Annotated in this window: 24 protein-coding genes and 1 pseudogene; 13 read left to right on the top strand and 12 right to left on the bottom strand. The window is 60.7% G+C overall.

Translation table 11 applies throughout. The annotated features are described in order from the left end of the window. Positions 1 to 33: 33 nt before the first annotated feature. Both QMK51_RS13400 and QMK51_RS13395 read right to left on the bottom strand, forming a co-directional pair. Entirely contained in the window at positions 34 to 714 is a 681-nt protein-coding gene (locus QMK51_RS13400; RefSeq protein ID WP_320394377.1) for a phosphoribosyltransferase, read from the bottom strand. A gap of 65 nt (positions 715 to 779) precedes the next feature. Continuing rightward, positions 780 to 1667: a universal stress protein gene (locus QMK51_RS13395; protein ID WP_320394376.1), complete on the bottom strand. Its 888-nt coding sequence runs from the start codon at positions 1665 to 1667 to the stop codon at positions 780 to 782. Positions 1668 to 2041: 374 nt separating this feature from the next. Here QMK51_RS13395 and QMK51_RS13390 point away from each other — a divergent pair. Then, positions 2042 to 2353, top strand: a pseudogene (locus QMK51_RS13390) (DUF3422 family protein); the annotation flags it as partial. A 17-nt stretch (positions 2354 to 2370) separates the two neighbouring features. Here the strand turns inward: QMK51_RS13390 and cobF are convergent. Both cobF and QMK51_RS13380 read right to left on the bottom strand, forming a co-directional pair. Beyond that, on the bottom strand, positions 2371 to 3126 hold the full coding sequence (cobF, locus tag QMK51_RS13385; protein ID WP_320394375.1) for a precorrin-6A synthase (deacetylating): 756 nt from the start codon (positions 3124 to 3126) through the stop codon (positions 2371 to 2373). After that, positions 3126 to 3698: a histidine phosphatase family protein gene (locus QMK51_RS13380; RefSeq protein WP_320394374.1), complete on the bottom strand. Its 573-nt coding sequence runs from the start codon at positions 3696 to 3698 to the stop codon at positions 3126 to 3128. The genes cobF and QMK51_RS13380 overlap by 1 nt, the downstream gene beginning before the upstream one ends. A gap of 405 nt (positions 3699 to 4103) precedes the next feature. Here QMK51_RS13380 and QMK51_RS13375 point away from each other — a divergent pair, with 405 nt between their 5' ends. The 8 genes from QMK51_RS13375 (at position 4104) to QMK51_RS13340 (ending at position 12424) form a co-directional block, all read left to right on the top strand. Further along, positions 4104 to 4958 carry a MurR/RpiR family transcriptional regulator gene (locus QMK51_RS13375; RefSeq protein ID WP_320394373.1) on the top strand — a complete coding sequence of 285 codons (855 nt, stop codon included), beginning with the start codon at positions 4104 to 4106 and terminating at the stop codon, positions 4956 to 4958. 2 nt (positions 4959 to 4960) lie between these two features. Then, the gene (locus QMK51_RS13370; RefSeq protein WP_258700420.1) at positions 4961 to 5605 is read left to right on the top strand and encodes an isochorismatase family cysteine hydrolase; all 645 of its coding nucleotides are present in this window, start codon (positions 4961 to 4963) and stop codon (positions 5603 to 5605) included. Continuing rightward, positions 5602 to 6933, top strand: coding sequence for a glutamine synthetase family protein (locus QMK51_RS13365; protein WP_320394372.1), 1332 nt, complete (start codon positions 5602 to 5604; stop codon positions 6931 to 6933). The genes QMK51_RS13370 and QMK51_RS13365 overlap by 4 nt, the downstream gene beginning before the upstream one ends. After that, entirely contained in the window at positions 6917 to 7669 is a 753-nt protein-coding gene (locus QMK51_RS13360) for an N-formylglutamate amidohydrolase (protein WP_320394371.1), read from the top strand. The genes QMK51_RS13365 and QMK51_RS13360 overlap by 17 nt, the downstream gene beginning before the upstream one ends. A 55-nt stretch (positions 7670 to 7724) precedes the next feature. Continuing rightward, positions 7725 to 9074 carry an APC family permease gene (locus tag QMK51_RS13355; RefSeq protein WP_258700417.1) on the top strand — a complete coding sequence of 450 codons (1350 nt, stop codon included), beginning with the start codon at positions 7725 to 7727 and terminating at the stop codon, positions 9072 to 9074. Positions 9075 to 9193: 119 nt separating this feature from the next. After that, positions 9194 to 10210, top strand: a complete 1017-nt coding sequence (locus QMK51_RS13350; RefSeq protein WP_320394370.1) for an arginine N-succinyltransferase — start codon at positions 9194 to 9196, stop codon at positions 10208 to 10210. Between the two features lie 61 nt (positions 10211 to 10271). Continuing rightward, positions 10272 to 11306: an arginine N-succinyltransferase gene (astA, locus tag QMK51_RS13345; RefSeq protein WP_320394369.1), complete on the top strand. Its 1035-nt coding sequence runs from the start codon at positions 10272 to 10274 to the stop codon at positions 11304 to 11306. A 248-nt stretch (positions 11307 to 11554) separates the two neighbouring features. Further along, on the top strand, positions 11555 to 12424 hold the full coding sequence (locus QMK51_RS13340; protein WP_258700414.1) for an isocitrate lyase/PEP mutase family protein: 870 nt from the start codon (positions 11555 to 11557) through the stop codon (positions 12422 to 12424). Positions 12425 to 12475: 51 nt separating this feature from the next. On the opposite strand, the gene hcnC is transcribed toward QMK51_RS13340, so the two are convergent. The 4 genes from hcnC to QMK51_RS13320 all read right to left on the bottom strand — a co-directional run bounded on the left by hcnC (position 12476) and on the right by QMK51_RS13320 (position 16182). Next, complete coding sequence (gene hcnC, locus QMK51_RS13335) at positions 12476 to 13735, bottom strand: cyanide-forming glycine dehydrogenase subunit HcnC (RefSeq protein ID WP_320394368.1); 1260 nt, start codon at positions 13733 to 13735, stop codon at positions 12476 to 12478. Further along, the gene (gene hcnB, locus QMK51_RS13330; RefSeq protein WP_258700412.1) at positions 13728 to 15137 is read right to left on the bottom strand and encodes a cyanide-forming glycine dehydrogenase subunit HcnB; all 1410 of its coding nucleotides are present in this window, start codon (positions 15135 to 15137) and stop codon (positions 13728 to 13730) included. Before hcnB ends, hcnC begins: the two co-directional genes overlap by 8 nt. After that, on the bottom strand, positions 15134 to 15448 hold the full coding sequence (locus QMK51_RS13325; protein WP_320394367.1) for a (2Fe-2S)-binding protein: 315 nt from the start codon (positions 15446 to 15448) through the stop codon (positions 15134 to 15136). Before QMK51_RS13325 ends, hcnB begins: the two co-directional genes overlap by 4 nt. Before the next feature lie 410 nt (positions 15449 to 15858). Further along, entirely contained in the window at positions 15859 to 16182 is a 324-nt protein-coding gene (locus QMK51_RS13320) for a hypothetical protein (RefSeq protein WP_320394514.1), read from the bottom strand. Positions 16183 to 16343: 161 nt separating this feature from the next. On the opposite strand from QMK51_RS13320, the gene QMK51_RS13315 reads away from it, so the two are divergent. Together QMK51_RS13315 and QMK51_RS13310 are read left to right on the top strand one after the other, a co-directional pair. Further along, on the top strand, positions 16344 to 17027 hold the full coding sequence (locus tag QMK51_RS13315; RefSeq protein ID WP_048397077.1) for a response regulator transcription factor: 684 nt from the start codon (positions 16344 to 16346) through the stop codon (positions 17025 to 17027). Next, entirely contained in the window at positions 17005 to 18399 is a 1395-nt protein-coding gene (locus QMK51_RS13310) for a HAMP domain-containing sensor histidine kinase (protein WP_320394366.1), read from the top strand. The genes QMK51_RS13315 and QMK51_RS13310 overlap by 23 nt, the downstream gene beginning before the upstream one ends. A 146-nt stretch (positions 18400 to 18545) precedes the next feature. Here QMK51_RS13310 and QMK51_RS13305 read toward each other — a convergent pair whose 3' ends face one another. Next, the gene (locus QMK51_RS13305) at positions 18546 to 19052 is read right to left on the bottom strand and encodes a DinB family protein (protein WP_320394365.1); all 507 of its coding nucleotides are present in this window, start codon (positions 19050 to 19052) and stop codon (positions 18546 to 18548) included. Positions 19053 to 19344: 292 nt separating this feature from the next. On the opposite strand from QMK51_RS13305, the gene QMK51_RS13300 reads away from it, so the two are divergent. Continuing rightward, on the top strand, positions 19345 to 19662 hold the full coding sequence (locus tag QMK51_RS13300; protein WP_258700408.1) for a DUF2388 domain-containing protein: 318 nt from the start codon (positions 19345 to 19347) through the stop codon (positions 19660 to 19662). A gap of 44 nt (positions 19663 to 19706) precedes the next feature. Here QMK51_RS13300 and QMK51_RS13295 read toward each other — a convergent pair whose 3' ends face one another. Continuing rightward, positions 19707 to 20654, bottom strand: a complete 948-nt coding sequence (locus QMK51_RS13295) for a pyridoxal-phosphate dependent enzyme (protein ID WP_320394364.1) — start codon at positions 20652 to 20654, stop codon at positions 19707 to 19709. A 257-nt stretch (positions 20655 to 20911) separates the two neighbouring features. Here QMK51_RS13295 and QMK51_RS13290 point away from each other — a divergent pair, with 257 nt between their 5' ends. Next, the gene (locus QMK51_RS13290; RefSeq protein ID WP_320394363.1) at positions 20912 to 21571 is read left to right on the top strand and encodes an isoprenylcysteine carboxylmethyltransferase family protein; all 660 of its coding nucleotides are present in this window, start codon (positions 20912 to 20914) and stop codon (positions 21569 to 21571) included. 33 nt (positions 21572 to 21604) lie between these two features. Here the strand turns inward: QMK51_RS13290 and QMK51_RS13285 are convergent, their stop codons facing one another. After that, entirely contained in the window at positions 21605 to 22273 is a 669-nt protein-coding gene (locus tag QMK51_RS13285) for an HAD-IA family hydrolase (protein WP_320394362.1), read from the bottom strand. A 131-nt stretch (positions 22274 to 22404) separates the two neighbouring features. Next, positions 22405 to 22812 carry a response regulator gene (locus QMK51_RS13280; RefSeq protein ID WP_320394361.1) on the bottom strand — a complete coding sequence of 136 codons (408 nt, stop codon included), beginning with the start codon at positions 22810 to 22812 and terminating at the stop codon, positions 22405 to 22407. Between the last annotated feature and the right edge of the window lie 173 nt (positions 22813 to 22985).

Here is a 22985-nt window from a genome sequence, read left to right as displayed (position 1 = left end):
ACGAAGCACAGATCTGGGGGCCAGCAGTTTGCCTCATTTCATCGCTGATTCTCTCTGCCAGGCCCGACGCAAAAGATCGATGACCTCTTCGTCCGACGTCTGAGTAAAGTCGGTGTACCAATGGCCGATCGAGATCAGCCAATCGGGGATGAGCGGGCAAATCAGTTCGTCCACCTCGTCACGCAGCGCCTCTGCCGTCTCAAGCGGTGCCACCGGCACGGCAACGACAATGCGCGACGGCGCTTGCAGGCGCACGGACTGTATCGCGGCCATCATCGTGGCCCCTGTGGCCAGGCCATCATCGATCAGGATCACCACCTGATCCTTGAGTGCCACAGGCATGCGCGAGGCCCGGTATACGAGCTCGCGACGCAACAATTCCTGCGTTTCCCGCACAACCACGCCATCGAGCGTGCGCTGATCGATACCGTTGGCCCGCAGCGCATCGTCATTGACGATCTGTATGCCACCGCTGGCAATGGCGCCCATGGCGAACTCCTGGTGGGACGGCACCCCCAGCTTGCGGACCAGCATCAGGTCCAGGCGAACCTCCAGGGCCGTGGCCACTTCATAGGCGACCGGGACGCCGCCACGGGGTAAGGCCAGGACGATGACATCGGCTCTTTTAGCGTATTTACGCAACGGCTCCACCAGGCTTCGGCCGGCATCAACCCGGTCATGCAAGATGGTTTGCAATGAAGGACTATGATTCATCTGACAACTTCCCTGAGGCGGGGCCCCAAAAACGGGCTAGCCAACGTTGGCAAGGGTGCTCGCGACTACACCGCCAGAACGCTGCAAGGCACCTGATACAGAATATGTTCCGTCGTGCTGCCGAGAAGCCTCTCCAGGCCGCTGTACTGAGCTCTGCCCATCACCACCACATCCACCTGATGCTCGTGGGCGAACTCACTCAGCACCGAGACAGGTTGCCCCATGATGAAATGCCGATACTCAGGGGGCACACCGAACCGGGCGGCCAGCTTCAGAAATGACGTTTCCAGGTCGCTGCGCAACTCCCTGGTCAGCTCCGCCAGCGGCAGACCACCGCCTATATCCGCCAGAAAAGCGGCCGAAATGTCACACGCGTACAGCAGATGCAACTCGGCATTGCACTGCATCGCAAGGCTGGAAGCCTGCAGGATGATCCGGTCATTGAGCTCGCTGTTCGAAGGCTCTGTATCTGTCACATCAACCGCGGCCACCACCTTCTGCGGCAGGGCATGGCTTTCGGCACCGACCAGATAAACCGGCACCGGACAATGGCGCAACAAACGCCAGTCCAGCGGCGTAAAGAACGCGCGCTTGAGCACGGGCTCATGCTGCACTTGCTTGATCAACAGATCGGGTTGCATTTCCGTGACGTGATCAAGAATGTCCTGGCGCATATTGTCGGCCCAGGCGACTTCGGTGGTGACCTTGATCCCCCTGCCCTGCATCTTTTGCGCCTGCTCCTTGAGCCAGTCGCGGTGTTCCTGCAGATAGCTTGCCCGAGCCATTTTCCGGTCGCCTTCTTCAAGCAACGACAGAATGTCCAACGACGGAATCAGCGCGGCAATGTGCAAGCTCGCCCCGCTGGCCTTGGCCACGGCAGCGGCCTGATTGATCGCAGGAGAATGACGCAGGAGCGGGTTGATGATCAGTAATAAGCGTTGATACTGGCTCATGATCTGTCTCCAGACAGGTTAGTCCTCGACGCCGCTCACCGCCCATCGGCAATCGTAGGCCTCGATTCAAATCAATTCCTGAAGGGGCCACTTGAAAAGAATAGTTCACAACGGTGCTGTGCATCCCGTGCCGGGCTCGGGCCCTACATCCGCATTGCCTTAAGGAGCCCGCCCACATGAGTTGCGCTTGACTGACTGGCATTGGTCGATGGTCGGGGTTTGTTTGTGACTCGGGAATTGGGCACCCAGTCCCAAGAACAAACAACTCCAACATGGCATCGATAGCATGCATCCGCAAAGACTGCCCCTGCACAACGAGTTGCACGCACGCCCTTCTCTGTATTTCAACGAGCCCGCCCACGTGTTTCATCTCCAAAAGCGTGGCCAACCTCGGGGACCTGCTGCAGGCCCGGGTACAGGTCGAAATGGAAGAGCAGAACTCGGAAATCCTGAAGAGCCTGAACGCCCGCGCCGATACTCAAATCAAAATCCAGCGCGCTGTCGAAGGCCTGTCGATTATCGCCATCACCTATTACTTGTTGAGCCTGTTCAAGCTGTTCTACTCGGGTCTGCACACCATGGGCGCGGACATTTCCGCCAGAGACGCCATGCTGGCCATGACCCCGCTCGCGCTGTGTATCCTGCTGTTCATTTTGATCAGGATCAGGAAAGCCAAAGAGCACTGACCATCACGTTGCGGCGTTCAAGGCTTGCGCAACAGGTAGGTATCCATGATCCACCCGTTCGCCAGCCGCGCCGCCTTGCGCACCCGCTCAATCTCATCTGCCACGTCTTTGAGTTTGCCGTGGATCAGGATTTCATCCGGTGTTCCCAGGTAAGCCCCCCAGTAAATCTCCGTCTCTTGATCGGCCACCTGATGGTAGGCATCTTGCGCATCCAGCATCACCACCACACTGTCGGCATCGCTCACCTGCCCGGCCGCCAACCGCCGGCCGGTGGTGATTTCAATCGAGTGACCGATGCGATTGAGCGACACCTTATGCTGCGCCGCCAACGCCTGCACGCTGGTAATACCTGGGATCACCTCGAACTCGAACACACAACGACCTGACGCCAGAATCGCCTGCAGGATCCGAAGGGTGCTGTCGTACAACGCCGGATCGCCCCACACCAGAAAACCGGCGCACTGGTCGTCGGTCATTTCCTCGTTGATCAGCCGCTCGAAGGTCTGCTGCTTGGCGCGGTTCAGGTCTTCGACGCTGGCGTTGTAGTCCACATCCCCGCGCTCGCGCTCAGGGCTATGGGCTTCGACAAAGCGGTAGTCACGATCGGTGATATAGCGCTCGCAGATCTCGCGCCGCAGCTCGATCAGTTTGTCTTTGCTCTGGCCCTTGTCCATGAGAAAAAACACGTCGACCCGGTTCAGTGCCTTCACCGCCTGCATCGTGATGTAGTCGGGGTTGCCGGCGCCGACACCGATAACCAACAGTTTTTTCATCAAAGCGCTCCTTCAGGGTCAGAGCCCAACAAGCGTAGCCGCCAGCGACCGTTGAACCGCAACTCGATGGCCGACAACGGCTCGACGTCGATCTGGTTGAACGCCGCGCCCTGCAACACCTGCATCAGCGCAGCGCGAATGACAAACGGATGGGTGACGGCAACGATATGCCCCGGTGTCGCCTCAAGGGTCTTCAACCACGCAGCCACACGCTCACCGAGTTGCACCACCGATTCTCCACCGTGGGGCGCCGAGGCCGGGTCATCGAGCCAGGCCTGGAGCGTCGCGGGCTCGGATTGTTGCAGGTCGTCGATCGACGTGCCTTTCCAGCGTCCGAAATCGCACTCCTCCAGCGCCGTGACAATTTCCACGCTGTCGCCATACAGCTCAGCGGTTTGCCGGGTCCGCAGTTCCGGGCCGCAGAGTAAACGTGGCGCTCGCTTGAACTGCCTGCAGCGCGAGCCCTTCGCCGATTGCCAATCCATTTCCACGGGTTCATTCGTAGGAAAACGCGCCAGTTTCTGTGCGACGGTTCGAGCGTGGCAAATCAGGGTCAAGCGGGTCGCCTGCACGGAAGATCACTCTGTCGATGGAAAGAAAAAGCGGCACGAGGCCGCCAGTAACCGACTCATTGTGCCGTAAGAAGCGCCACCCGGCGCGTTTCGTTTCCACCGGCCGATCAGGCTCGCAGCCTAATGCCAGTCAGTTTGAAAAGTACGTGCCAAGTGCAGAACCTGTGGCGAGGGGGCTTGGTCTTCACTTAACTGACTGGCAGGGTCGATATCTCACACGACTATGGGCAATGTCCTACAAGGTCAGTCGATATCCGCGTAGCCCAATATACACAGGGGTTTCGCTCCATTTCAGTGCTTTGAGAATCCACACAAAAATTCGCTAGACATGTAGCGCACGTTACATAAATACTGTTTTAGCGATTTATGAAATAAAATCGACACACTCATCCAGCAGGAGCCCGGATGCCCCCTCTCAGAGACCTGATCACCGATCCCGGCCTGGACTTCACGCCATCGGAACGCAAAGTCATACGAGCCTTGCTGGACCAGTATCCGCGTAACGGACTGGGCCCGATGTCACGTCTGGCCGAACACGCCGGTGTCAGCGACCCGACCATCGTGCGGCTGGTAAAAAAGCTTGGCTTCAGCGGTTACGCCGACTTTCAGGAAGCCTTGCTCAGTGACATGGACCACCGCCTGCGCTCCCCCAGTACCCTGTTGCAACCTCGCGCCCATCTCAAGAAAGACGACCCCTGGAGCCACTATCTGGCGCACAGCCATCGGGCACTGGCAGACACCCAGGCGCTGACCCAACCCGAAGATGTACGAATTCTGGTCGAGTGGCTGCTCGACAGCCGCCATCAGATCCATTGCTTCGGCGGCCGCTTCAGCAGTTTCCTCGCCCACTGCTTGCTCAACCATCTGCGCCTGCTGCGGCCCGGCTGTTTCGCCCTGGAAGACAACGCACAATTGCCGGACCGCTTGTTCGACTTGCAACGCCAGGACGTGGTGCTGGTGTTCGACTACCGCCGCTACCAGTCCCAGGCCCTGCGGGTCGCCAATGCCGCGAAGAGCCGACATGCGCGAATCGTGCTGTTCACCGACATCTATGCATCACCGCTACGGGAAATAGCCGACCTGATCATCAGCGCACCGGTAGAGTCGGCGTCGGCCTTCGACTCGATGGTGCCGGCGCTGGCCCAGGTTGAAGCGCTGATTGCCTGCCTGGCCCTGCGTAGCCCCGATCTGGCCGATCGCCTGGAAGGCATCGACGCCCTGCGGGCCGATTTCGACACCCATCTGCTGGAGGAAAAATAAGGATGTTCGCACTCCCCCACCACTCACCCCGAGACTTGCCGTTTACCGCCGACCACACCGCGCTGTTGCTGGTGGACATGCAGCGTGCCTGGCTCGAACCGCAGTTCGACCCGCACCTCAACGCGCCAGATGCCGACTACTTTCTGACCCGCGCCCACATGCAGGTAGTGCCCAATCAACGCAGGCTGCTCAGTGCCTTTCGCGGCGCCCGGCAAAACGTGTTGCACACGCTCATCGAAAGCCTCACCGCCGATGGCCGCGACCGCTCGCTGGATCACAAACTCTCGGACATGCACCTGCCCAAGGGCAGCCCGCAAGCGCAGATCATCGATGACCTGACGCCGCTCGAAAACGAAATCGTGCTGCCCAAGACCTCTTCCGGAGTGTTCAACTCCACCAGCATCGACTATGTGCTGCGCAACCTGGAAACCCGCCATCTGATCATCGCCGGCATCGTTACCGACCAATGCGTCGACATGGCCGTGCGCGACGCCGCCGACCGTGGCTATCTGGTGACGCTGGTCGAAGACGCCTGCGCCACCTACACCGAACAACGGCATCACGCCTGCCTGAACGCCATCAAGGGTTACTGCTGGATCACTGACACCCAGACCGTGCTCAGCCGGTTGCAGGAGATGCAGCCATGAATGAACGCCTGTCGCCGCTGCCCATGACCACGATCGTCACCACCGACCTGATCGGCGTGACACGCGGCCGCTCCTTTCCCACCGACGAACTCGATGCCTATCAAGTGGCCGGCTGCGGCTGGGTGCCGGCCAACAGCGCCCTGACCCCACAAGACATCATCGCCTCCGGCAACCCATGGGGCGCTTATGGGGATTTACGGTTGATTCCCGACTTGAGCAGTCGCGTGACCGTCAACAACGGCCCGGACACCAATGCCCCGGCGCTGGACTTCATTCACGGCGACATTCGTAAAACCGATGGCCGCCCGTGGGGCACCTGCCCGCGTACGCTGTTGCGCAACGAAGTGGAACGTTATCACGACGAGTTGGGCTTACAGGTCAACGCCGCGTTCGAACATGAATTCAACCTCGGCAGCGGCGCGGCGGAGCACCTGGCATTTTCCCTGCAGGCCCAGCGCCAGGGTGCCGAATTCGGCGGCTGGCTGCTCAGTGCACTGCGTGCCGGCGGTGTGGAGCCGGAAATGTTCCTGCCGGAATACGGCAAACACCAGTACGAAATCACCTGCCGCCCGGCCCTCGGCGTCGCCGCCGCCGACCGCGCGGTGAACGTGCGTGAGATCACCCGTGAGATCGCCCGGCAAATGGGCCTGGACCTGAGTTTCGCCCCCAAGACGTCCGAGCATGCCGTATGCAATGGCGTGCATCTGCACATGAGCCTGCAGGACCTGGCCGGCCAATCGGTGATGTATGACGCCGGCACCACCAACGGCCTGTCGACCCTCGGCCAGCATTGGGCCGCCGGTGTTCTGCATTACTTGCCGGCGCTCTGCGCCTTTACCGCGCCGACACCGGTTTCCTACGAACGCTTGCGGCCCCATCACTGGAGCGCTTCCTACGCCTGCCTCGGCCAACGCAACCGCGAAGCGGCGCTGCGGATCTGCCCGACGGTGAGCCTGGGCGACAAAGCCGTGGCGGCGCAATACAACCTGGAATTTCGCGCCATGGACGCCACGGCCTCGCCGCACCTGGCCATGGCCGTGTTGCTGATCGCCGGGCGCCTGGGTATCGAGCAGCGCCTGGCCTTGAACGCGATCACCGATGAAATCCCTGACTCGCTGAACGAAGAGCAACGCCAGGCCCGCGGCATCGTCGCCCTGCCCGCTTCCTTGTCCCAGGCCCTGGATTGCCTGCGCCACAGCGAAGCGTTGATCGAAGCCCTGCCAAGCGCCTTGCTGGACACTTACTTCGCCCTGAAAACCGAGGAACTGACGCTGACGGAAAAGCTCTCGCCCGCCAACCTCTGCGAGCACTATGCGCGCCTGTACTGAATCCGCCGAACGGGGCCTCTACACCCAGCCTGCGTACACCCTGAGCCGGGAAGCCTCCGTGCACCCGCTGATTCTGGTGTGTGAACACGCCAGTCGTTTTATCCCGGCCGAGTTAAATGACCTGGGCCTGAGCGATGAGGCCGCCCGCGAACACATCGCCTGGGACATCGGCGCCCTGGCGTTGGCCGAGCGTTTGGCCGAAGCACTGGGCGCGACCCTGTTGGCGGCCAATTATTCACGGCTGCTGGTCGACCTCAACCGCCCGCGCCATGCGCCGGACAGCATTCCGTTGCAGAGTGAGATTTATCAGGTGCCGGGCAATCGGAATCTGGACGAGACCACCCGCGAGTACCGCCGGCACTGCCTGTTCAAGCCGTTTCATGCACGCCTGCAAACCTTGATCGACGCCCGTGTGGCGCACGGTCGGCCGGTACGAGTGGTGGGGATTCACAGTTTCACGCCAATTTATTTCGGCCAGCCACGGCCGATGGAAGTCGGCGTGTTGTACGGGCAGGCCAGGGAGTACGCCCAGCGAGTGATCGAGGGGCTGAGTCGACATCCATTGAAAGTCGTCGGTAATCAGCCGTACAAAGTCGATCCGCGGGGTGACATGACCGTGCCGGTTCACGGTGACGCCCGAGGATTGGACTCGGTGCTGATCGAGGTGCGCAACGATCTGCTGCGCACGCCCGAAGACGTCGGTCGCTGGACCGGCTATCTGGCACCGCTGCTATAGAAACAGCTTCAAACTTGCAGCGTGCAGCTGCTTTCATATCAAGGAGAAGGGCTTCATGGAAATTGAAGAATTCGGTTACAAGCAAGAGTTGAAACGTAGCCTGTCGCTGACGGACCTGGTGGTGTACGGGATGATCTTCATGATCCCCATCGCGCCGTTCGGTGTTTATGGCTACGTCAACGCCGAAGCACCGGGGATGGTGCCGCTGGCCTACATCATCGGCATGGTGGCGATGCTGTTCACGGCCCTCAGTTACGGCAGCATGGCCCGGGCCTTTCCGATTGCGGGCTCCGTGTACTCCTACGCACAACGCGGCCTCAACCCCCATGTCGGGTTTATCGCCGGCTGGCTGATGCTGCTCGACTACCTGTTGATTCCGCCGCTGCTCTACGTGTACGCGGCGATGGCGCTGAATCACCTCTACCCGGACATCCCGAAAGTCGGCTTCATCCTGGCCTTTCTGGTCAGCGCCACTTTCGTCAACCTGCGGGGCATCACCTTCACCGCGCGGATGAACATCGTTTTTCTACTGGCGCAACTGGTGGTACTGGGGATCTTCCTGTTCTATGCCTGGAATGCCCTGCACAGCGGCGGCGGCAACGGTCAACTGACCCTGGCGCCGCTGTACAACCCCGAGACGTTCAACTTCGCCTTGCTGATGCAAGCGGTGTCGATCGCGGTGCTGTCGTTCCTCGGTTTCGATGCAATTTCCACCCTCGCCGAAGAGATCAAGGGCGATCCCGGCCGCAGCGTCGGCAAGGCTGCGCTGATCACGCTACTGGTGATGGGCGTGATTTTCGTCGTGCAGACCTGGATTGCCACCGACCTGGCCGCCGGCCTGGGCTTCAAGTCCGCCGACACCGCGTTCTATGAAATCGCCGAAATCGCCGCTGGCAGTTGGCTGGCAACCCTGACCGCCGTGGCCACCGCGCTGGCCTGGGGCGTGGCGGTCGCTATCACCTCGCAAGCCGCGGTTTCGCGTCTGCTATTCGGCATGGCCCGGGACGGCAAACTGCCGAAAGTGCTGGCCAAGGTACACCCGACACACAACACGCCGTACTTGAGCATTTATCTGGTGGCGGTGCTGTCGCTGGTGATCTGCTACCTGTTCATCAATTCGGTGGACACCCTCACCTCTCTGGTGAACTTCGGCGCCCTGAGCGGCTTCATGCTGCTGCACCTGACCGTGATCAATTACTACTGGCGTCGGCAGAAGTCCGGCCAGGTGATCCGTCACCTGGTCTGCCCGGTCATCGGCTTCATCATCGTCGCAGCCATCATGTACAACATGGGCGTCGATGCACAGAAACTCGGCCTGATCTGGATTGCCCTGGGCCTGGTCTATCTGTTCTTCCTCAACAGACAGGGTGCCAGTACGGTACTGCCCGACCCAAGCAACGGCTGACAAGAAAAAGAGCAACGTCTGACATGAATTCAGGCGACTGCCGATTTAATGCGTGGAAACCGACAGTGATAGTCAGGTTCGGTGCAAGCCGCCGAACCCTTTGATACAGGAGTATGTCCATGCTGGTCTTACGTCCAGTCGAGTTAGCCGACCTGCCCCAGTTGCAGCAACTGGCGCGTGACAGCCTGGTGGGAGTCACGTCCTTGCCAGACGACACCGAACACCTGCGCGAGAAAATTCTTGGCTCCTGCGCGTCATTCGAAAAAGACGTCCAGAGTCACGGCCCGGAGAGCTATTTCTTCGTGCTGGAAAACCTGACGACCCGCCGTCTGACGGGTTGCTCGGAAATCCTCGCCACCGCAGGTTTCAGCGAGCCGTTCTACAGTTTGCGCAACCGCCATTTCACCAGCGCCTCACGGGAGCTGAACATCGAGCATGGGGTGCCGGCGTTGTCGTTGTGTCACGACCTCAGCGGCCATTCATTGCTGTGCAGTTTCCATATCGACCCGGCGCTGGAACGCACGCCATTTTCCGAGTTGCTGTCCCGGGCGCGGCTGCTGTTCATCGCCGCCCACAAGACGCGCTTTGCCGAAGCGGTGATTACCGAGATCGTGGGCTACAGCGACGAACAAGGGCAGTCGCCGTTCTGGGATGCGCTGGGCAAGCATTTCTTCGACCTGCCGTACGTCGAGGCCCAGCGGCTTTGCGGCCTGCAGAGCCGGGCATTCCTTGCCGAACTGATGCCGCAATACCCGATCTACGTGCCGATGCTGCCGCCGGCTGCGCAAGATTGCATCGGTCGAATCCACCCCGATGGCCAGGAGGCCTTCGACATTCTGGAACGCGAAGGCTTCGAGACCGGCAGCTACATCGACCTGTTCGACGGCGGCCCGACACTGTATGCCCGCACCTCAAGCATTCGCTCCATCGCCCAGAGCCATATCGGTACGGCGCAAACGGGCTCAGCCATCGATGCCCGCGGCAGTTATCTGGTGAGCAATGATTCGTTGAAGGACTACCGCGCCATCGTCGCCGAGCTGGACTACCACGCCGGGCAACCCGTGACCTTGAGCGCCGAGATGTGCGCGGCCCTGAACGTGACCGACGCCGCTGAGATCCGGTTGATCGCCCTGTGAGCCGCCATCGGCCCCGTGCCCAACGACAGCGCCCGAACAGGCGCGAAGAAGGAGCTGCATCATGATTGTCCGCCCGGTTCGAGTCACCGACCTGCCCGCCTTGCTGGATTTGGTGCAACGGGCCGGCCCCGGGTTCACCACCCTGCCGGCCAACGAAGAACGCTTGGCCCATCGAGTCCGCTGGACCCAGCGGACCTTCGCCGAACAGGTCGAGCGCGCGGATGCCGACTACCTGTTTGTACTCGAAGACGACGATCAACAAGTGGTCGGCGTCAGTGCGCTCCTGGGGGCTGTCGGCCTGCGGGAGCCCTGGTACAACTATCGGGTCGGGCTGACGGTCAGCTCGTCACCAGACCTGGGCATTCAGCGTCAGATCCCCACCTTGTTCCTGAACAACGAAATGACCGGGCAATCGGAAATCTGCTCGTTGTTTCTGCGACACGATCAACGTCACGGCAGTAACGGTCGACTGCTGTCGTTGGGGCGCCTGCTGTTCGTCGCCGAATTCCCCCACCTGTTCGGTGACAAGCTCATTGCCGAACTGCGCGGCAGCGCCGACGAACAGGGCTGTTCACCGTTCTGGGACAGCTTGGGCCGACACTTTTTCAAGATGGATTTCAGCCATGCCGATCACCTGTCGGGGCTGGGCAGCAAAGCCTTCATCGCCGAACTGATGCCGCGCCAGCCGCTCTACACCTGCCTGCTCACCGAACAGGCCCAGGCGGTGATCGGCAAACCTCACCCGAACACCGAACCTGCGCTGAAGATCCTCGCCGCCGAGGGGTTTGCCCATAAGGGTTACATCGACATCTTCGACGCAGGCCCGGTGATCGAAGCCCCGGTATCGAGAATCCGCACCGTGCGTGACAGCCAACCGCTGGTATTGACCATCGGCACGCCCGATGATCAGGCTCCGGTATGGCTGATCCACAACCGCCGCCTCGAGAGTTGCCGCATCACCGCCGCCCGTGCCCGGCAAGTGGGCAACAACCTGATCGTCGACCGGCTCACCGCTAAGCGCCTGCAACTGCAACCCGGCAACTCGGTGCGCGCGGTGCCGCTGCTCAACCAGCAGCAACAGGCGGTGGCGGCGTGATCGGAAAAGATCGCAGCCTTCGCCAGCTCCTGCATTGGGATGTCGTTCATTCTTCGAGACAACACCCACCCACATTGGATCGTTGAACACCCTGTAGGCGCTGGCGAAGCCTGCGATCTTTTGATCTTGCGTCCACCTCGCCTGCAAATTCGTCATCATTCTTTACCCGCCCGCGTGATAGCCTTTTGTTCCTTCGGCGTTGACACCTTTGCTCAAGCCCTTCCATTCCTTTGTATGGTGGAACTCATATGTCCAGGCTGTCTCATCAAGATTTACGCCGTAATTTCCGCCAACTGTTGGCTTCCGACACCTGCTATCACACGGCGTCGGTCTTCGACCCCATGTCGGCACGCATCGCCGCCGACCTGGGTTTTGAAGTGGGGATCCTCGGTGGTTCGGTCGCGTCGTTGCAGGTATTGGGCGCCCCCGACTTTGCCTTGATCAGCCTCAGCGAGTTCGCCGAACAGGCCACCCGCATCGGCCGAGTGGCGCAATTGCCGGTCATCGCCGATGCCGACCACGGCTACGGCAACGCGCTCAACGTCATGCGCACCATTGTCGAGCTCGAACGCGCCGGTGTAGCCGCCCTGACCATCGAAGACACCCTGCTGCCGGCGCAATTCGGCCGTAAGTCCACCGATCTGATCACGGTTGCCGAAGGTGTCGGCAAGATTCGCGCGGCACTGGAAGCCCGCGTCGATTCGGAAATGGCGATCATCGCCCGCACCAACGCGGGGATCTTGCCGATCCAGGAAATCATCAGCCGCACCCGGCATTACCAGCAGGCCGGGGCCGACGGAATTTGCATGGTGGGCGTGCAGGATTTCGACCAACTGGAGCAGATAGCCGAGCACCTGAGCGTGCCACTGATGCTGGTCACCTACGGCAACCCGCTGTTGCGTGACGACAAACGCCTGGCCGAATTGGGCGTACGCGTCACGATCGACGGCCATGGCGCCTATTTCGCCGCCATCAAAGCCACTTACGACAGCCTGCGCGAACAACGCCAGATTTTCACCCAGGCCTGCGACCTGAACGCGACCGAACTGACTCATACCTATACAAAGCCGGAAGACTACATTCTTTGGGCCAAGGAGTTCATGAGCGTTAAAGAGTGACCGCGCCAGTGCCCTCACCACAGCGCTCGCGCGTCTGTGGTGAGGTTGAGGTCAGGCCATTTGCATTTCCGTCAGTCCGATCTGCGGCGCCACTTCAAACCGATCCGCCAGAAACGGTGTGATATCCAGTGGCAACGGCTCGTTATTCACCAGTTTGTCCAGCAACACGCCGGTAATCGCCGAAGTCAGGATGCCGGTGCGGAAATGTCCGCAGGCATTCAGGTAACCCTCTACCCCTTTCATCGGCCCGAGAATCGGCAGCTCGTCCGGCGAGCCAGGACGCAACCCCGCCCAGCAACGTTTCAAATTGATGTCGGCGAGTGCTGGAATGCAGCGCACCGCGCCTTGCACCAGGCCGCTGATTTCCGGGTAGGTGGTGGTCACGTCGAACCCCTTGTCTTCGGTGGTGCTGCCAATCAGGACTTCGCCGTTGTCTTTCTGCGCCACATAACAATCGCTGGTGGTCAGGCAACCGCGCAGGATTTTCGGCATGCGCTCGGTCAGCAGGATCTGGCCTTTCACCGGTTTCACCGGAATGCGAATCCCGCTGGCCTGCTCGCTGAGGTCGGCGGCCCACGCGCCGGCGGCGTTGATCAACGTGTCGCAATGGAACACTCCGGCCTCGGCGGTCTGCACACCGCTGACCCGCGCGCCGTGGTGCAGCACGCCGGTGACGTTGGTGTTGAAATACACATCCACGCCATTTTGCCGAGCACCTTCGGTGTAGGCATCGGCCAGGCGGAACGGACTGACCTGATGGTCGCAGACAAACTCCAGCGCCCCCCTCGCCTCATGGCTGACACTCGGCTCGGCTTCGCGCAGCGCCGTTTGATCGAGCCAGCGCACTTGATCCGCCAGGTGCGGAATACAAGCGACGATGTGCTCGGCGTAGAGCCGGTCTTCATCGTCGTAGATCACGAATTTCAATCCGGTCTTCTCGAACTTGAAATCCATCCCGTGGTTTTCCTGCAACTCCCGGTGTAAATCCGGGTACATCGCGTTGGACTGCAAGGCGAAATCAAAGAACGACTGCGGCAGGATGTGCGGCGTGCTGGAATCCACCGCCACTGCCGCGCCCTGGGCTTCGCGCTTGCGATTGGCCGACATCATGCGGAAGAAGATCACCCCGCACCCCAGGCCCACCGATTCACCGATCGCCCACAAGCCGCCGGCCGAAGCGCGAGTCGCGTTGCCGGGACGCTTGGCGTCGATCAGCGCGACTTTCAAGTGTTTGCGCTTGGACAATTGATAGGCGCAGGACGCCCCGATCACACCGCCACCAGCGATGACCACGTCGTAGAACTTACTCATGACTTGCGGCCTCCGTGCCGACAGACTGGAACGCTGAAAAAGGAATCGGGTCGACGGGAAACCGCGGTCGCAACCAGCCCACGTCTTGCCGCCCGGTGGCTTCGCGCAAACGATCGGAGCAATACCCGACACACATGCGCCCCTGACAATCGCCCATGCTCACTCGGGTGCGCATTTTCAGGCTGGCCAGATCTTGCACGCCCTGCTCCAGCGCCCGATCGATGTCGGCACGAGTCGCGTGCTCACAGCGGCAGATCACCGTGTCGGCGGCCGGCAAGGCGGTCTGCCCGGCGCCCCGTTCGGTGTAGCGGTCGACGGCGGCGCGAAAACGCACGATGGATTTGAGTTTCGACAGGTAACGGTCACGCCGGACCCGCGCCAGTTCCGCGTCCATCACATCCCGTTGCAGCAGGATCGACACGGCCGCAATCCTTCCCGCGAGCATGGCCGCCTCCCCACCGCGAATCCCGCCCATGTCACCGGCCAGATGCACGTGGGGCTCGCTGCTTTGCTGCCAGACATTGGCACTGGCCCGCAGATAGCCGTCATCGCTGAAGCCGTGGTTCAGGCCCATTTGCTGGCTGAGTTGGGTGCGTGGAATGAAGCCGTAGCCGACCGCCAGAGTTTGCGCGGCCACTCGTACGGCGCGGCTCAGGTCTGGCTCCCAGGTACTGGAGTACGGCGCAACGGTCACTGAATTCAACTCACCCTCGCCCTGTGCCTCGACCACACCCCAGCCATAGTGCATGGGGATGCCGTGCAGTTTCAGGTACGCGAGCATGCTCAAGCCATCGAGAAACAGCTGCGGCTTGTTCAACAGCGCGAGGCTTTCCCGAGCGATCTTGCCGAACGCGCACGCCTCGTAAACCCCGGCGACGCTCACCCCCGACGCGTGCAGCTGGCAGGCCACCAGCGGCAACAACGGGCCGGTGCCCGCGATCACTACCGGCCCCTGGGGTTTAACGACGCCGCTCTTGATCTGCAGCTGCAAACCACCCAGTAGAATCACGCCGGGCAAGGTCCAGCCGGGGAATGGCACGCTGCGTTCGTGGCAACCGGCCGCCAACAGCAGCTGCGGATACTCGACCTCTTGCAAACGCTCATCGGCGTCCAGCAGCACCAGTGCGCGAGTGCCTTCGGCACCGACCACGCGATGGTTCAAGCGCACATCGATCAGGCTCGACTGATCCTGGAACTCCCCATGCAGTTTGGCCAGCGCTTCTGAATAGCGCGGCCCCAGATAGTCGAGCTGAACGTTATCGCGCAAGGGGCCGCGATAGACCACCCCACCGAGCCGCGAAGCTTCTTCAAGCAAGGTGCTGCGCACACCGTGCCGGGCCAGTTCAATGGCCGCGGCCATACCCGCCGGCCCGCCGCCGACGATCACCGGACGCAGGCTCATGACACCTCCTGCCCGGCGATACGGTTGACCCGGGTTTCGACGCTCATGCCCTCACGCACGATCGTCTGGCAGGCGCGACGTTTGTGCCGACCATTGACTTTCACCAGGCAGCATTGGCACACACCCATGCCGCAATAGGCACCACTGATTTGATCGTGATCGTTACGGGCCACCTGGCGAATGCCCAGTGATTGAATGACCGTCAGGACGGTTTCGCCGATGGCGGCGCTGACGGTTTGGCCATTGATGCGCACAGTCAAATCCGCCTGCATCAGCGGCTGGATATCGAAGGTTCTGTCTAAGCGTTGCATTGCGAAGTTCATCCTTGAAAAGTTCAGGTAAGGGTTGCCAGCTCCATGCTGCACTTACACCTTGCCGGCCAACCGGATAGCGCAACCGTTGCGCGCCAGAGCACTGTGGCCGATGCCGCAGGAGGGGCCTGGAACTTTTATATTAGGAAGTTTCGCCGAAGGAAATATTGATCCAGGCCAGTGAAAACGTCTGCGCCCTGACAGGTCGCTTTCGCGAGCAGGCTCGCTCCCACAGGGGTTATGGGGCAGGCACAAAGCTCCTGAACACCACGGACTAATGTGGGAGCGAGCCTGCTCGCGAAGACGGCATGGCAGGCAACATCGTCGCTTCTAGGCCCAAAAAGCAAACTGCCGCCTCTACTCGAGGTAGAAGCGGCAGCTGGGCGACCCGTTTTTTGGCTGCAAACGAACTACTTGCGCTTGTAACTCTTGTTGCCGCTGGGCGTCAGGCAATACACCCCGCCTCTTGGCCCGGTGCAAAACGTACCGGTGCCGCAGGCACAGCCATCGGTATCCTGTAACAGGGTCTGCGGTCGCGCCTGGCTTTTACTGCCAAACATCGCCGAGCAACTTTTCTTCGAGCCGCTGATGGAGCCGTCATTGCACAGGAACAGATCGCCGTCGCAACGATCGATACCGCCCTTCTTCCCTGAACACGGCGTGTTGGCAGCCCAGGCGGATGAGCCGAACATGCACAACAGCAGCAGTAACATCGGCATCCAGCCACGAATCATTAAAGTGCGCACAGTGCAGCTTCCCTTTAGAGTTATGGCCGGATGATATCAACGTTCTGGCCTGGCTCACGAGGCCACATGAAAGTTAATTTAAAAAGCCGCGCTCAATTCTTGGCAAAATGCCCCCAACTTCGTATTGAACCGATTATCAGGCCAGCCCTATGACCCGCATCTTGACCATCGAAGACGACGCTGTGACCGCCCGGGAAATCGTCGCCGAACTGAGTAGCCACGGCCTTGACGTGGATTGGGTCGACAATGGCCGTGAAGGCCTGGCGCGTGCGGTCAGCGGCGACTACGACCTGATCACCCTCGACCGCATGCTGCCGGAGCTCGATGGCCTGGCGATTGTCACCACCCTGCGCACCATGGGCGTGGCCACGCCGATCCTGATGATCAGCGCCCTCTCCGACGTTGATGAACGGGTTCGCGGCCTGCGCGCCGGCGGCGACGATTACCTGACCAAGCCGTTCGCCACCGATGAAATGGCCGCCCGGGTAGAAGTCTTGCTGCGCCGGCAGAACACCGTGACGGCCCAGGCCACCACATTGCGCGTAGCCGATCTGGAGCTGAACCTCATCAGCCACGAAGCCAGCCGCGACAGCCAGTTGCTGACGCTATTGCCCACCGAGTACAAGTTGCTGGAGTTTCTGATGCGCAACACCGGGCAGATTCTGTCGCGGATGATGATTTTCGAAGAAGTCTGGGGTTATCACTTCGACCCTGGCACCAACCTGATCGACGTGCACATCGGCCGTCTGCGCAAGAAGATCGACCCGCCAGGCAAAGTCCCACTGATTCGGACCGTGCGAGGCTCGGGTTATGTCATTGCTGAACCCCTCTAAAGGCTGGCGCTCCTCCAGCAGCCGCTTGCTGGCGCTTTACAGCTCGCTGTTCGTGGCCTGGAGCGGGATTCTCATGGGGGTGATGTACTACGAGGTGTCCAGCTACCTCGACACCCTGGCCAAGCATTCGCTGATGCAACGTCAGCATCTGTTTGCACGCTTTCAGGGCGAGCAACTGGTGGACGCCCTCGCAGCCAGCATGACCTTCGACATTCGCGGCATCGATGCCTATGGCCTGTTCGATGACCAGCAGCGCTACCTCAGCGGTGCCCTGCGCCAGATCCCCGAAGGCCTGCCGCTGGACGGCAAGATTCACATGCTCGGCGACTGCGCCAAGTCCGACGACCCGACCCTGCCCACCGACAGCTGCGACGCCGTGGCGACCCGCACCCTGGACGGGCGCTGGCTGGTGCTGGTGCGGGACAACGGTTCATTGTTTGCCGTGACCCGGATCATCCTGCACGCGCTGCTGTGGGGCGTGTCGCTGACCATTCTGCCCGGCATCGCCGGTTGGCATTTATTAAGGCGGCGCCCGCTGCGGCGGATCCGGGCGATCCAGGCCAGCGCCGAAGCCATCGTCGCCGGCGACCTGACCCGACGCCTGCCACTGTCCAATCGCCGCGACGAGCTGGACATGCTCGCCGCCATCGTCAACGCCATGCTCGAACGCATCGAGCGCTTGATGCACGAGGTCAAGGGCGTATGCGACAACATCGCCCACGACCTGCGCACGCCGCTGACGCGCCTGCGGGCCCAGCTGTACCGGATTCAGCAGCAGGCCGATGACGGATCGACGCTGGCCGTGCAACTGGATTCCGTGCTCGGCGAAGCGGATACCTTGATGGCGCGGTTTCGTGGCTTGCTGCGGATTTCCGAGCTGGAAGATCGTCAGCGTCGTTCGGGTTTCGTGCAACTGGACCCGGTGCCGTTGCTGCAAGAGCTGCATGACTTTTACCTGCCGCTGGCGGAAGAAGGTGAGCTGACCTTTGAACTGCAACTACCCGAATCCCTGCCCCGACTGAACGGTGACCGGGCGCTGTTGTTCGAAGCCGTGGCGAATTTGCTGAGCAACTCGATCAAGTTCACGCCGCCGGGTGGCCAGGTGATTTTGCGTGGGGTGAATGACGCTGGGCACACGCGGATTGAAGTGCTCGACTCCGGTCCCGGCATTGCGCTGGCCGAGCGTGAGGCGGTGTTTCAGCGTTTCTATCGCGCCGAAGGTGGCAACCCGCAAAGCGGTTTCGGGCTGGGGCTGTCGATCGTCGCGGCGATTGTCAGCCTGCATGGGTTTACGCTGGAAGTCGGCAACAGCGAACTGGGTGGTGCGCTGTTGGTGCTCGATTGCCGGCAGAGCCTGATTTCTCAGGCCTGACCCAATCTCGATAACAAAGAAGATCCCTGTGGGAGCGAGCCTGCTCGCGATGGCTGCCTTTCAGTCAACACTGATGTTGTCTGACACTAGGTCATCGCGAGCAGGCTCGCTCCCACATTGGATTTGTTTGGGCCGGGAAACTCGACTCAATACCCCGGCACCTCGCGCAGAAACACTGACAGGTCGGTGATCGGCGGCATCGCCGGAATCTCGAAGTACATCTGGATCACCCAGCCCCGGTGATAACTGGCGTGGTTAACCACGTGCAACAGCATGGCGCCGGCGCTCATGACCCCGTTTTCCCCCGACACGGAGGTGAATTCGATGGGTTCATCCAACGAGTCATCGGTCTGGGCCGAGCTCCATCCACAGAACCATTGATCGATCTCCTGTTGCGCCATTCTCAGCTCGGCAAGCTCGGTATGGAGCAGGTCATGGGAAGTTTTGAAGTCGTGCCCCCGGCCCTCCAGGTGGGCTTGCCAGATGCAGTCCACCACGTAGATGTGGTTCAAGGTACCGATCATATTGTTGAACACCGACAACCGTTTGCGGTTGAGCTCCTCCGGTGGCAGCGCCATGAGGCTGTCGAAGAGTCGCTGATCGGCCCAGCGTCTGTAATCGGCGAGCATATGGGCAGTGCGTACGTTGATCATCAGAGGTCTCCCATGTCGATGGGCGCATTGCCAAGAATAGCCCCCGTGGCGATCGGCATCGCAGCCGCCGATCACCGGAATCCTCGTTAACGGGCGATCATGACCACATCACCGTTACAAACGATCTGCGTAGCAGCTGCCGAAGGCTGCTACGGATCGCATGACGACCGAACTGACGGGTGAACGTGCCGCTGGTGCATATATGACTTCGCCAGGGAACTCCTGACCGCCACCAGGAATCCTAAAATATGTGGTACTTCTTTTACGCTTCACGCTTTCAGAGGACACCGTCATGCGCCGTCTGCTATTAGTCTCTTCACTCGTGCTCTGTTTGCCCTTTGGTTCGGCCATGGCCCGTGTGGATGCGGGCGATGTCGCCACCTCGGCCGGGGTTTCCGCATCGCTGTATTCGACGTTCAAGGATCACAAAATGGCCATTCCCGCCCGGGATGACGCCTCCAGTTTCGTCGCCAGTGGCGGTACGATCCGTGGCGTTTACCTGGAGTCGGTGTTGAAGGAAATTCGCCAAAATCATCCCGGCCTCAAGGCCAGCGACGAAGACCTGGCCAGAGCGATCCTCGTTCAGGAAGGCATTTCAGCAGGTAACTAACGTCTGCAAACGTAAGCGATAGGGGCTGGATAGCGTTTCCAGCCCTACTTTGCTTCAGCGCTGTTTTTCTCGACCCCGACGGACAGGCGTGCCCAGCCGGCAACCAACTGCGCGCTGATGCTGACGCCGCCGCACACCACAATCACCACATCATGGGCCTCGGCAATCGCCGGATGGTCGAGGTACGCCACCGCCAATGAAACACCGCACGCCGGCTCGACCAACTGACGCAGGTCGTTGGCGTAACGAACCACCCCCATGATCGCTTCATCATCGCTGAGCACCACGCATTCGTGCGTAAAGTCGAGGATGTGCTGCACCGGCCAGGCGGCCACTTGCGCCGCGCCGAGTGATGTGGCGACGGTGTCGATGCGCGGCAGTCTGACCGGGTGTCCGGCACTGACGGCGGCCGCGAAAGACGCCGCGCCCTGGGTTTCGCACGCAACGATTCGACAATCCATGCGCTGATGACGGATCAGTCCGGTGAGCAGACCCGCCAGTAATCCGCCGCCCCCCACCGACGTCACCAACACATCGACCTGAGGACAGTCCTCGAGGATCTCATCGATCATCGTGCTGTGTCCTTCCCACAACACCGGGTGATCGAAGGCCGGTACATATTCGGTGTCCGCACCCTGTGCGAGTTCTTTCGCCCGTTGATTGGCTTCGTCCCAGACCTTGCCGTGGACAATCACCTCGGCACCGGTTTTCCTGATCCTGGCGCGGGTAGTTTCCGGGGTAGTGTTCGGCACCACAATGCAGGCTTTCAGCCCAAGGCTGGCGGCGGCCACGGCGGTGGCCAAACCGGCGTTGCCACCGGAAGGACAGACGACTTTGCGCTTGCCCTGCTCCGCTGCCTGGCTGCACAGCAAGCCCATGCCGCGCAGTTTGAACGAGCCGCTGGGTTGCAGGTTTTCCAGCTTGAGCCAGATTCGCCGGGCCGGGGTCGACAGGCCCGGGTGCAGAATCAGAGGTGTTCTGATGTGAAGCATCGTGTGCTCCTTGTGGCAGTACCGGCTCGTTGAGATCTTTCAACAAGCCAGGGGGGAACGGACAGGCTCATCCTTATCCAAGCTTAGTTCACGACTACCGTCCTCATAACGCGCTGCCCCCCCGTAGGAGCTGCCGCTGGCTGCGATCTTTTGACTCTGCTTTTGATTTGCACCTACCAACACCGCCCGAAAGATCAAAAGATCGCAGCCTTCGGCAGCTCCTACACTGGTCATATGCCCTTTTTGCGAAGTCAGTCATGAAAATTTCGGCCAAACTCGCGTTTTTCACCCTCACCACCACCCTTGCCTACCTCGCTCTCGCGGTGTTCGGGCTGGGCGGGTTAGCGGTTTTTTTCTCCCACCCGCCGCTGGTGGTCATTGCGCTGGCAACCCTGGTGATGGCAATTCTGTCCTTGTTCAGCGAGGGCAACCTGAGCTCCGGTGAACGTGAAGACCGGGCCAATCGCTGGGTGCTGCCGGTTTTCGGGGTGCTTGGGTTGTTGAGCGGGTATCTGCCGGCCTACACCGACCGGATCGACTTCTGGACCTTCGGTGGTGAGGGCGTACGTTGGCTGGGGGCGCTGCTGTTCATCGGCGGCGGCGCACTGCGGATGTGGCCGGTGTTTGTGCTGGGCAAACGTTTCAGTGGACTGGTGGCGATTCAGCCGGGGCACCGCCTGGTCACCGACGGGATTTATAGGAACGTGCGCAACCCCAGCTATCTGGGCCTGCTGATCAATGCCGTGGGTTGGGCGCTGGCTTTTCGTTCCGGTGTCGGGTTGCTATTAGTCGCGCTGATGTTGATCCCGCTGATCGCACGCATTCGCTCCGAAGAAGCCCTGTTACATGCGCAGTTCGGCAGTGAATACGAGGCTTACTGCGCCCGTAGCTGGCGATTGATTCCCGGGGTTTACTGACCGACCACAATCAACTTTGGGAGCAAGCCCACATTAGATTGTGTACAGGCTGATTTGGTTGTCGAGATCCACTCGTGCCTCGACCACGTCATAACTGGCCAGGGTGGCATGCGGGGTCTGGAGCGGATGGACATGCGTCGCGGTGATAACCATGACGTTGGCACCCGCCGCTTCGCCTGCGCGAATACCGACGGCGGCATCTTCGAAGATCAGGCACTCGGCGGGCTCCACTTGCAGTCGACGGGCGGCCAACCGATAGCCCGCAGGGTCGGGTTTGCCGGCGCTGACGTCTTCGGCGGTGACCATCACACCCGGCTCGGGAATACCGGCCGCCGCCATTCGGCGCAGGGCCAGCGCTCGTGGCGCGGAGGTAACGATGGCCCATTGGTTGGCGGGCAGCGATTTGAGGAAACTCGCCGCGCCGGACACCTCGACAACCCCCTCCACATCGTCGATTTCCGCCTCGGTGATCCATGCGGCTTCAGCTTCAGCGTCCACCCCGGGCAAGGCCAGACGGTTGATAGTGTCGATCGCGCGAACGCCATGAATGGTCGGCAGAAAGGTCTCGACATCGACGCCGTGGCGCAGGGCCCAGATCGTCCAGATCCGCTCGGCGGCGGCGATCGAGTTGAGGACGGTGCCGTCCATATCGAACAAGAAGGCTCGGTATGACCTGTTGAGCAGGGATGTGTTCACAGACAAAGGGCGACTTCCTTTCGCAAGAACCAGGCAAGTATTGTCGGCCAATGTACACCACCCCTGTAGGAACTGCCGCAGGCTGCGATCTTTTGCTTTTAAAGTGAAGATCAAAAGATCGCAGCCTGCGGCAGCTCCTACAGGGTGCGGCTCGACTGCAAGGCGCTTTGCACACAATCGAGCAACTGCCCCACTGCCCAGGGTTTCTTGATGAACGAAACAGGGTGCTTGACCCCGGCACTTTTCGGAGTTTCGAAGCCGGACATGATCATGATCGGTTTGCCTGGCCAACGGTCGCCAAACTGATTGGCCAGGTCCGCGCCATTGAGTTTGCCCGGCATGGTGATGTCCGTCAGCAGCAGTCCCACCTGCGGAGCGTGTTGCTCCAGAAACTGCGATGCAGCATCCGCGCTGACCTGCGGTTCAACCGCAAAGCCCTCCTCCTGAAGAATTTCGCAAAGAAACTCCAGGATCAACGGGTCGTCCTCAACCACAAGAATCAAACCGTCAGACAAGTGTTCGCCCGCCGTCGATACTGGACTCATGACTGTGCCACTCCCTGATTACGTAAATGATTTCGCAGGCCCAAACCCGCCCCCTACAGGTATGAGCAGTGGACAGCGTGGAAATTCATTTTTGATACACCTGACTTGGACATTCTGCGTCCAGGCCGACAAACACGACCGTTTGTCAGCGCATAATTGTGGTTAAAATGCCG

This window comes from Pseudomonas sp. P9_31 (assembly GCF_034008235.1).
Lineage (GTDB): Bacteria > Pseudomonadota > Gammaproteobacteria > Pseudomonadales > Pseudomonadaceae > Aquipseudomonas.
This window is presented reverse-complemented; position numbering and strand designations above follow the sequence as displayed.

What these genes read in the sequence shown, in the direction of transcription:
- QMK51_RS13400 (WP_320394377.1), bottom strand. Translation starts at nt 714, where the DNA reads ATGAATCATAGTCCTTCATTGCAAACCATCTTGCATGACCGGGTTGAT.
- QMK51_RS13395 (WP_320394376.1), bottom strand. Translation starts at nt 1,667, where the DNA reads ATGAGCCAGTATCAACGCTTATTACTGATCATCAACCCGCTCCTGCGT.
- cobF (WP_320394375.1), bottom strand. Translation starts at nt 3,126, where the DNA reads ATGAAAAAACTGTTGGTTATCGGTGTCGGCGCCGGCAACCCCGACTAC.
- QMK51_RS13375 (WP_320394373.1), top strand. Translation starts at nt 4,104, where the DNA reads ATGCCCCCTCTCAGAGACCTGATCACCGATCCCGGCCTGGACTTCACG.
- QMK51_RS13370 (WP_258700420.1), top strand. Translation starts at nt 4,961, where the DNA reads ATGTTCGCACTCCCCCACCACTCACCCCGAGACTTGCCGTTTACCGCC.
- QMK51_RS13365 (WP_320394372.1), top strand. Translation starts at nt 5,602, where the DNA reads ATGAATGAACGCCTGTCGCCGCTGCCCATGACCACGATCGTCACCACC.
- QMK51_RS13360 (WP_320394371.1), top strand. Translation starts at nt 6,917, where the DNA reads ATGCGCGCCTGTACTGAATCCGCCGAACGGGGCCTCTACACCCAGCCT.
- QMK51_RS13355 (WP_258700417.1), top strand. Translation starts at nt 7,725, where the DNA reads ATGGAAATTGAAGAATTCGGTTACAAGCAAGAGTTGAAACGTAGCCTG.
- QMK51_RS13350 (WP_320394370.1), top strand. Translation starts at nt 9,194, where the DNA reads ATGCTGGTCTTACGTCCAGTCGAGTTAGCCGACCTGCCCCAGTTGCAG.
- astA (WP_320394369.1), top strand. Translation starts at nt 10,272, where the DNA reads ATGATTGTCCGCCCGGTTCGAGTCACCGACCTGCCCGCCTTGCTGGAT.
- QMK51_RS13340 (WP_258700414.1), top strand. Translation starts at nt 11,555, where the DNA reads ATGTCCAGGCTGTCTCATCAAGATTTACGCCGTAATTTCCGCCAACTG.
- hcnC (WP_320394368.1), bottom strand. Translation starts at nt 13,735, where the DNA reads ATGAGTAAGTTCTACGACGTGGTCATCGCTGGTGGCGGTGTGATCGGG.
- hcnB (WP_258700412.1), bottom strand. Translation starts at nt 15,137, where the DNA reads ATGAGCCTGCGTCCGGTGATCGTCGGCGGCGGGCCGGCGGGTATGGCC.
- QMK51_RS13325 (WP_320394367.1), bottom strand. Translation starts at nt 15,448, where the DNA reads ATGCAACGCTTAGACAGAACCTTCGATATCCAGCCGCTGATGCAGGCG.
- QMK51_RS13320 (WP_320394514.1), bottom strand. Translation starts at nt 16,182, where the DNA reads ATGATTCGTGGCTGGATGCCGATGTTACTGCTGCTGTTGTGCATGTTC.
- QMK51_RS13315 (WP_048397077.1), top strand. Translation starts at nt 16,344, where the DNA reads ATGACCCGCATCTTGACCATCGAAGACGACGCTGTGACCGCCCGGGAA.
- QMK51_RS13310 (WP_320394366.1), top strand. Translation starts at nt 17,005, where the DNA reads ATGTCATTGCTGAACCCCTCTAAAGGCTGGCGCTCCTCCAGCAGCCGC.
- QMK51_RS13305 (WP_320394365.1), bottom strand. Translation starts at nt 19,052, where the DNA reads ATGATCAACGTACGCACTGCCCATATGCTCGCCGATTACAGACGCTGG.
- QMK51_RS13300 (WP_258700408.1), top strand. Translation starts at nt 19,345, where the DNA reads ATGCGCCGTCTGCTATTAGTCTCTTCACTCGTGCTCTGTTTGCCCTTT.
- QMK51_RS13295 (WP_320394364.1), bottom strand. Translation starts at nt 20,654, where the DNA reads ATGCTTCACATCAGAACACCTCTGATTCTGCACCCGGGCCTGTCGACC.
- QMK51_RS13290 (WP_320394363.1), top strand. Translation starts at nt 20,912, where the DNA reads ATGAAAATTTCGGCCAAACTCGCGTTTTTCACCCTCACCACCACCCTT.
- QMK51_RS13280 (WP_320394361.1), bottom strand. Translation starts at nt 22,812, where the DNA reads ATGAGTCCAGTATCGACGGCGGGCGAACACTTGTCTGACGGTTTGATT.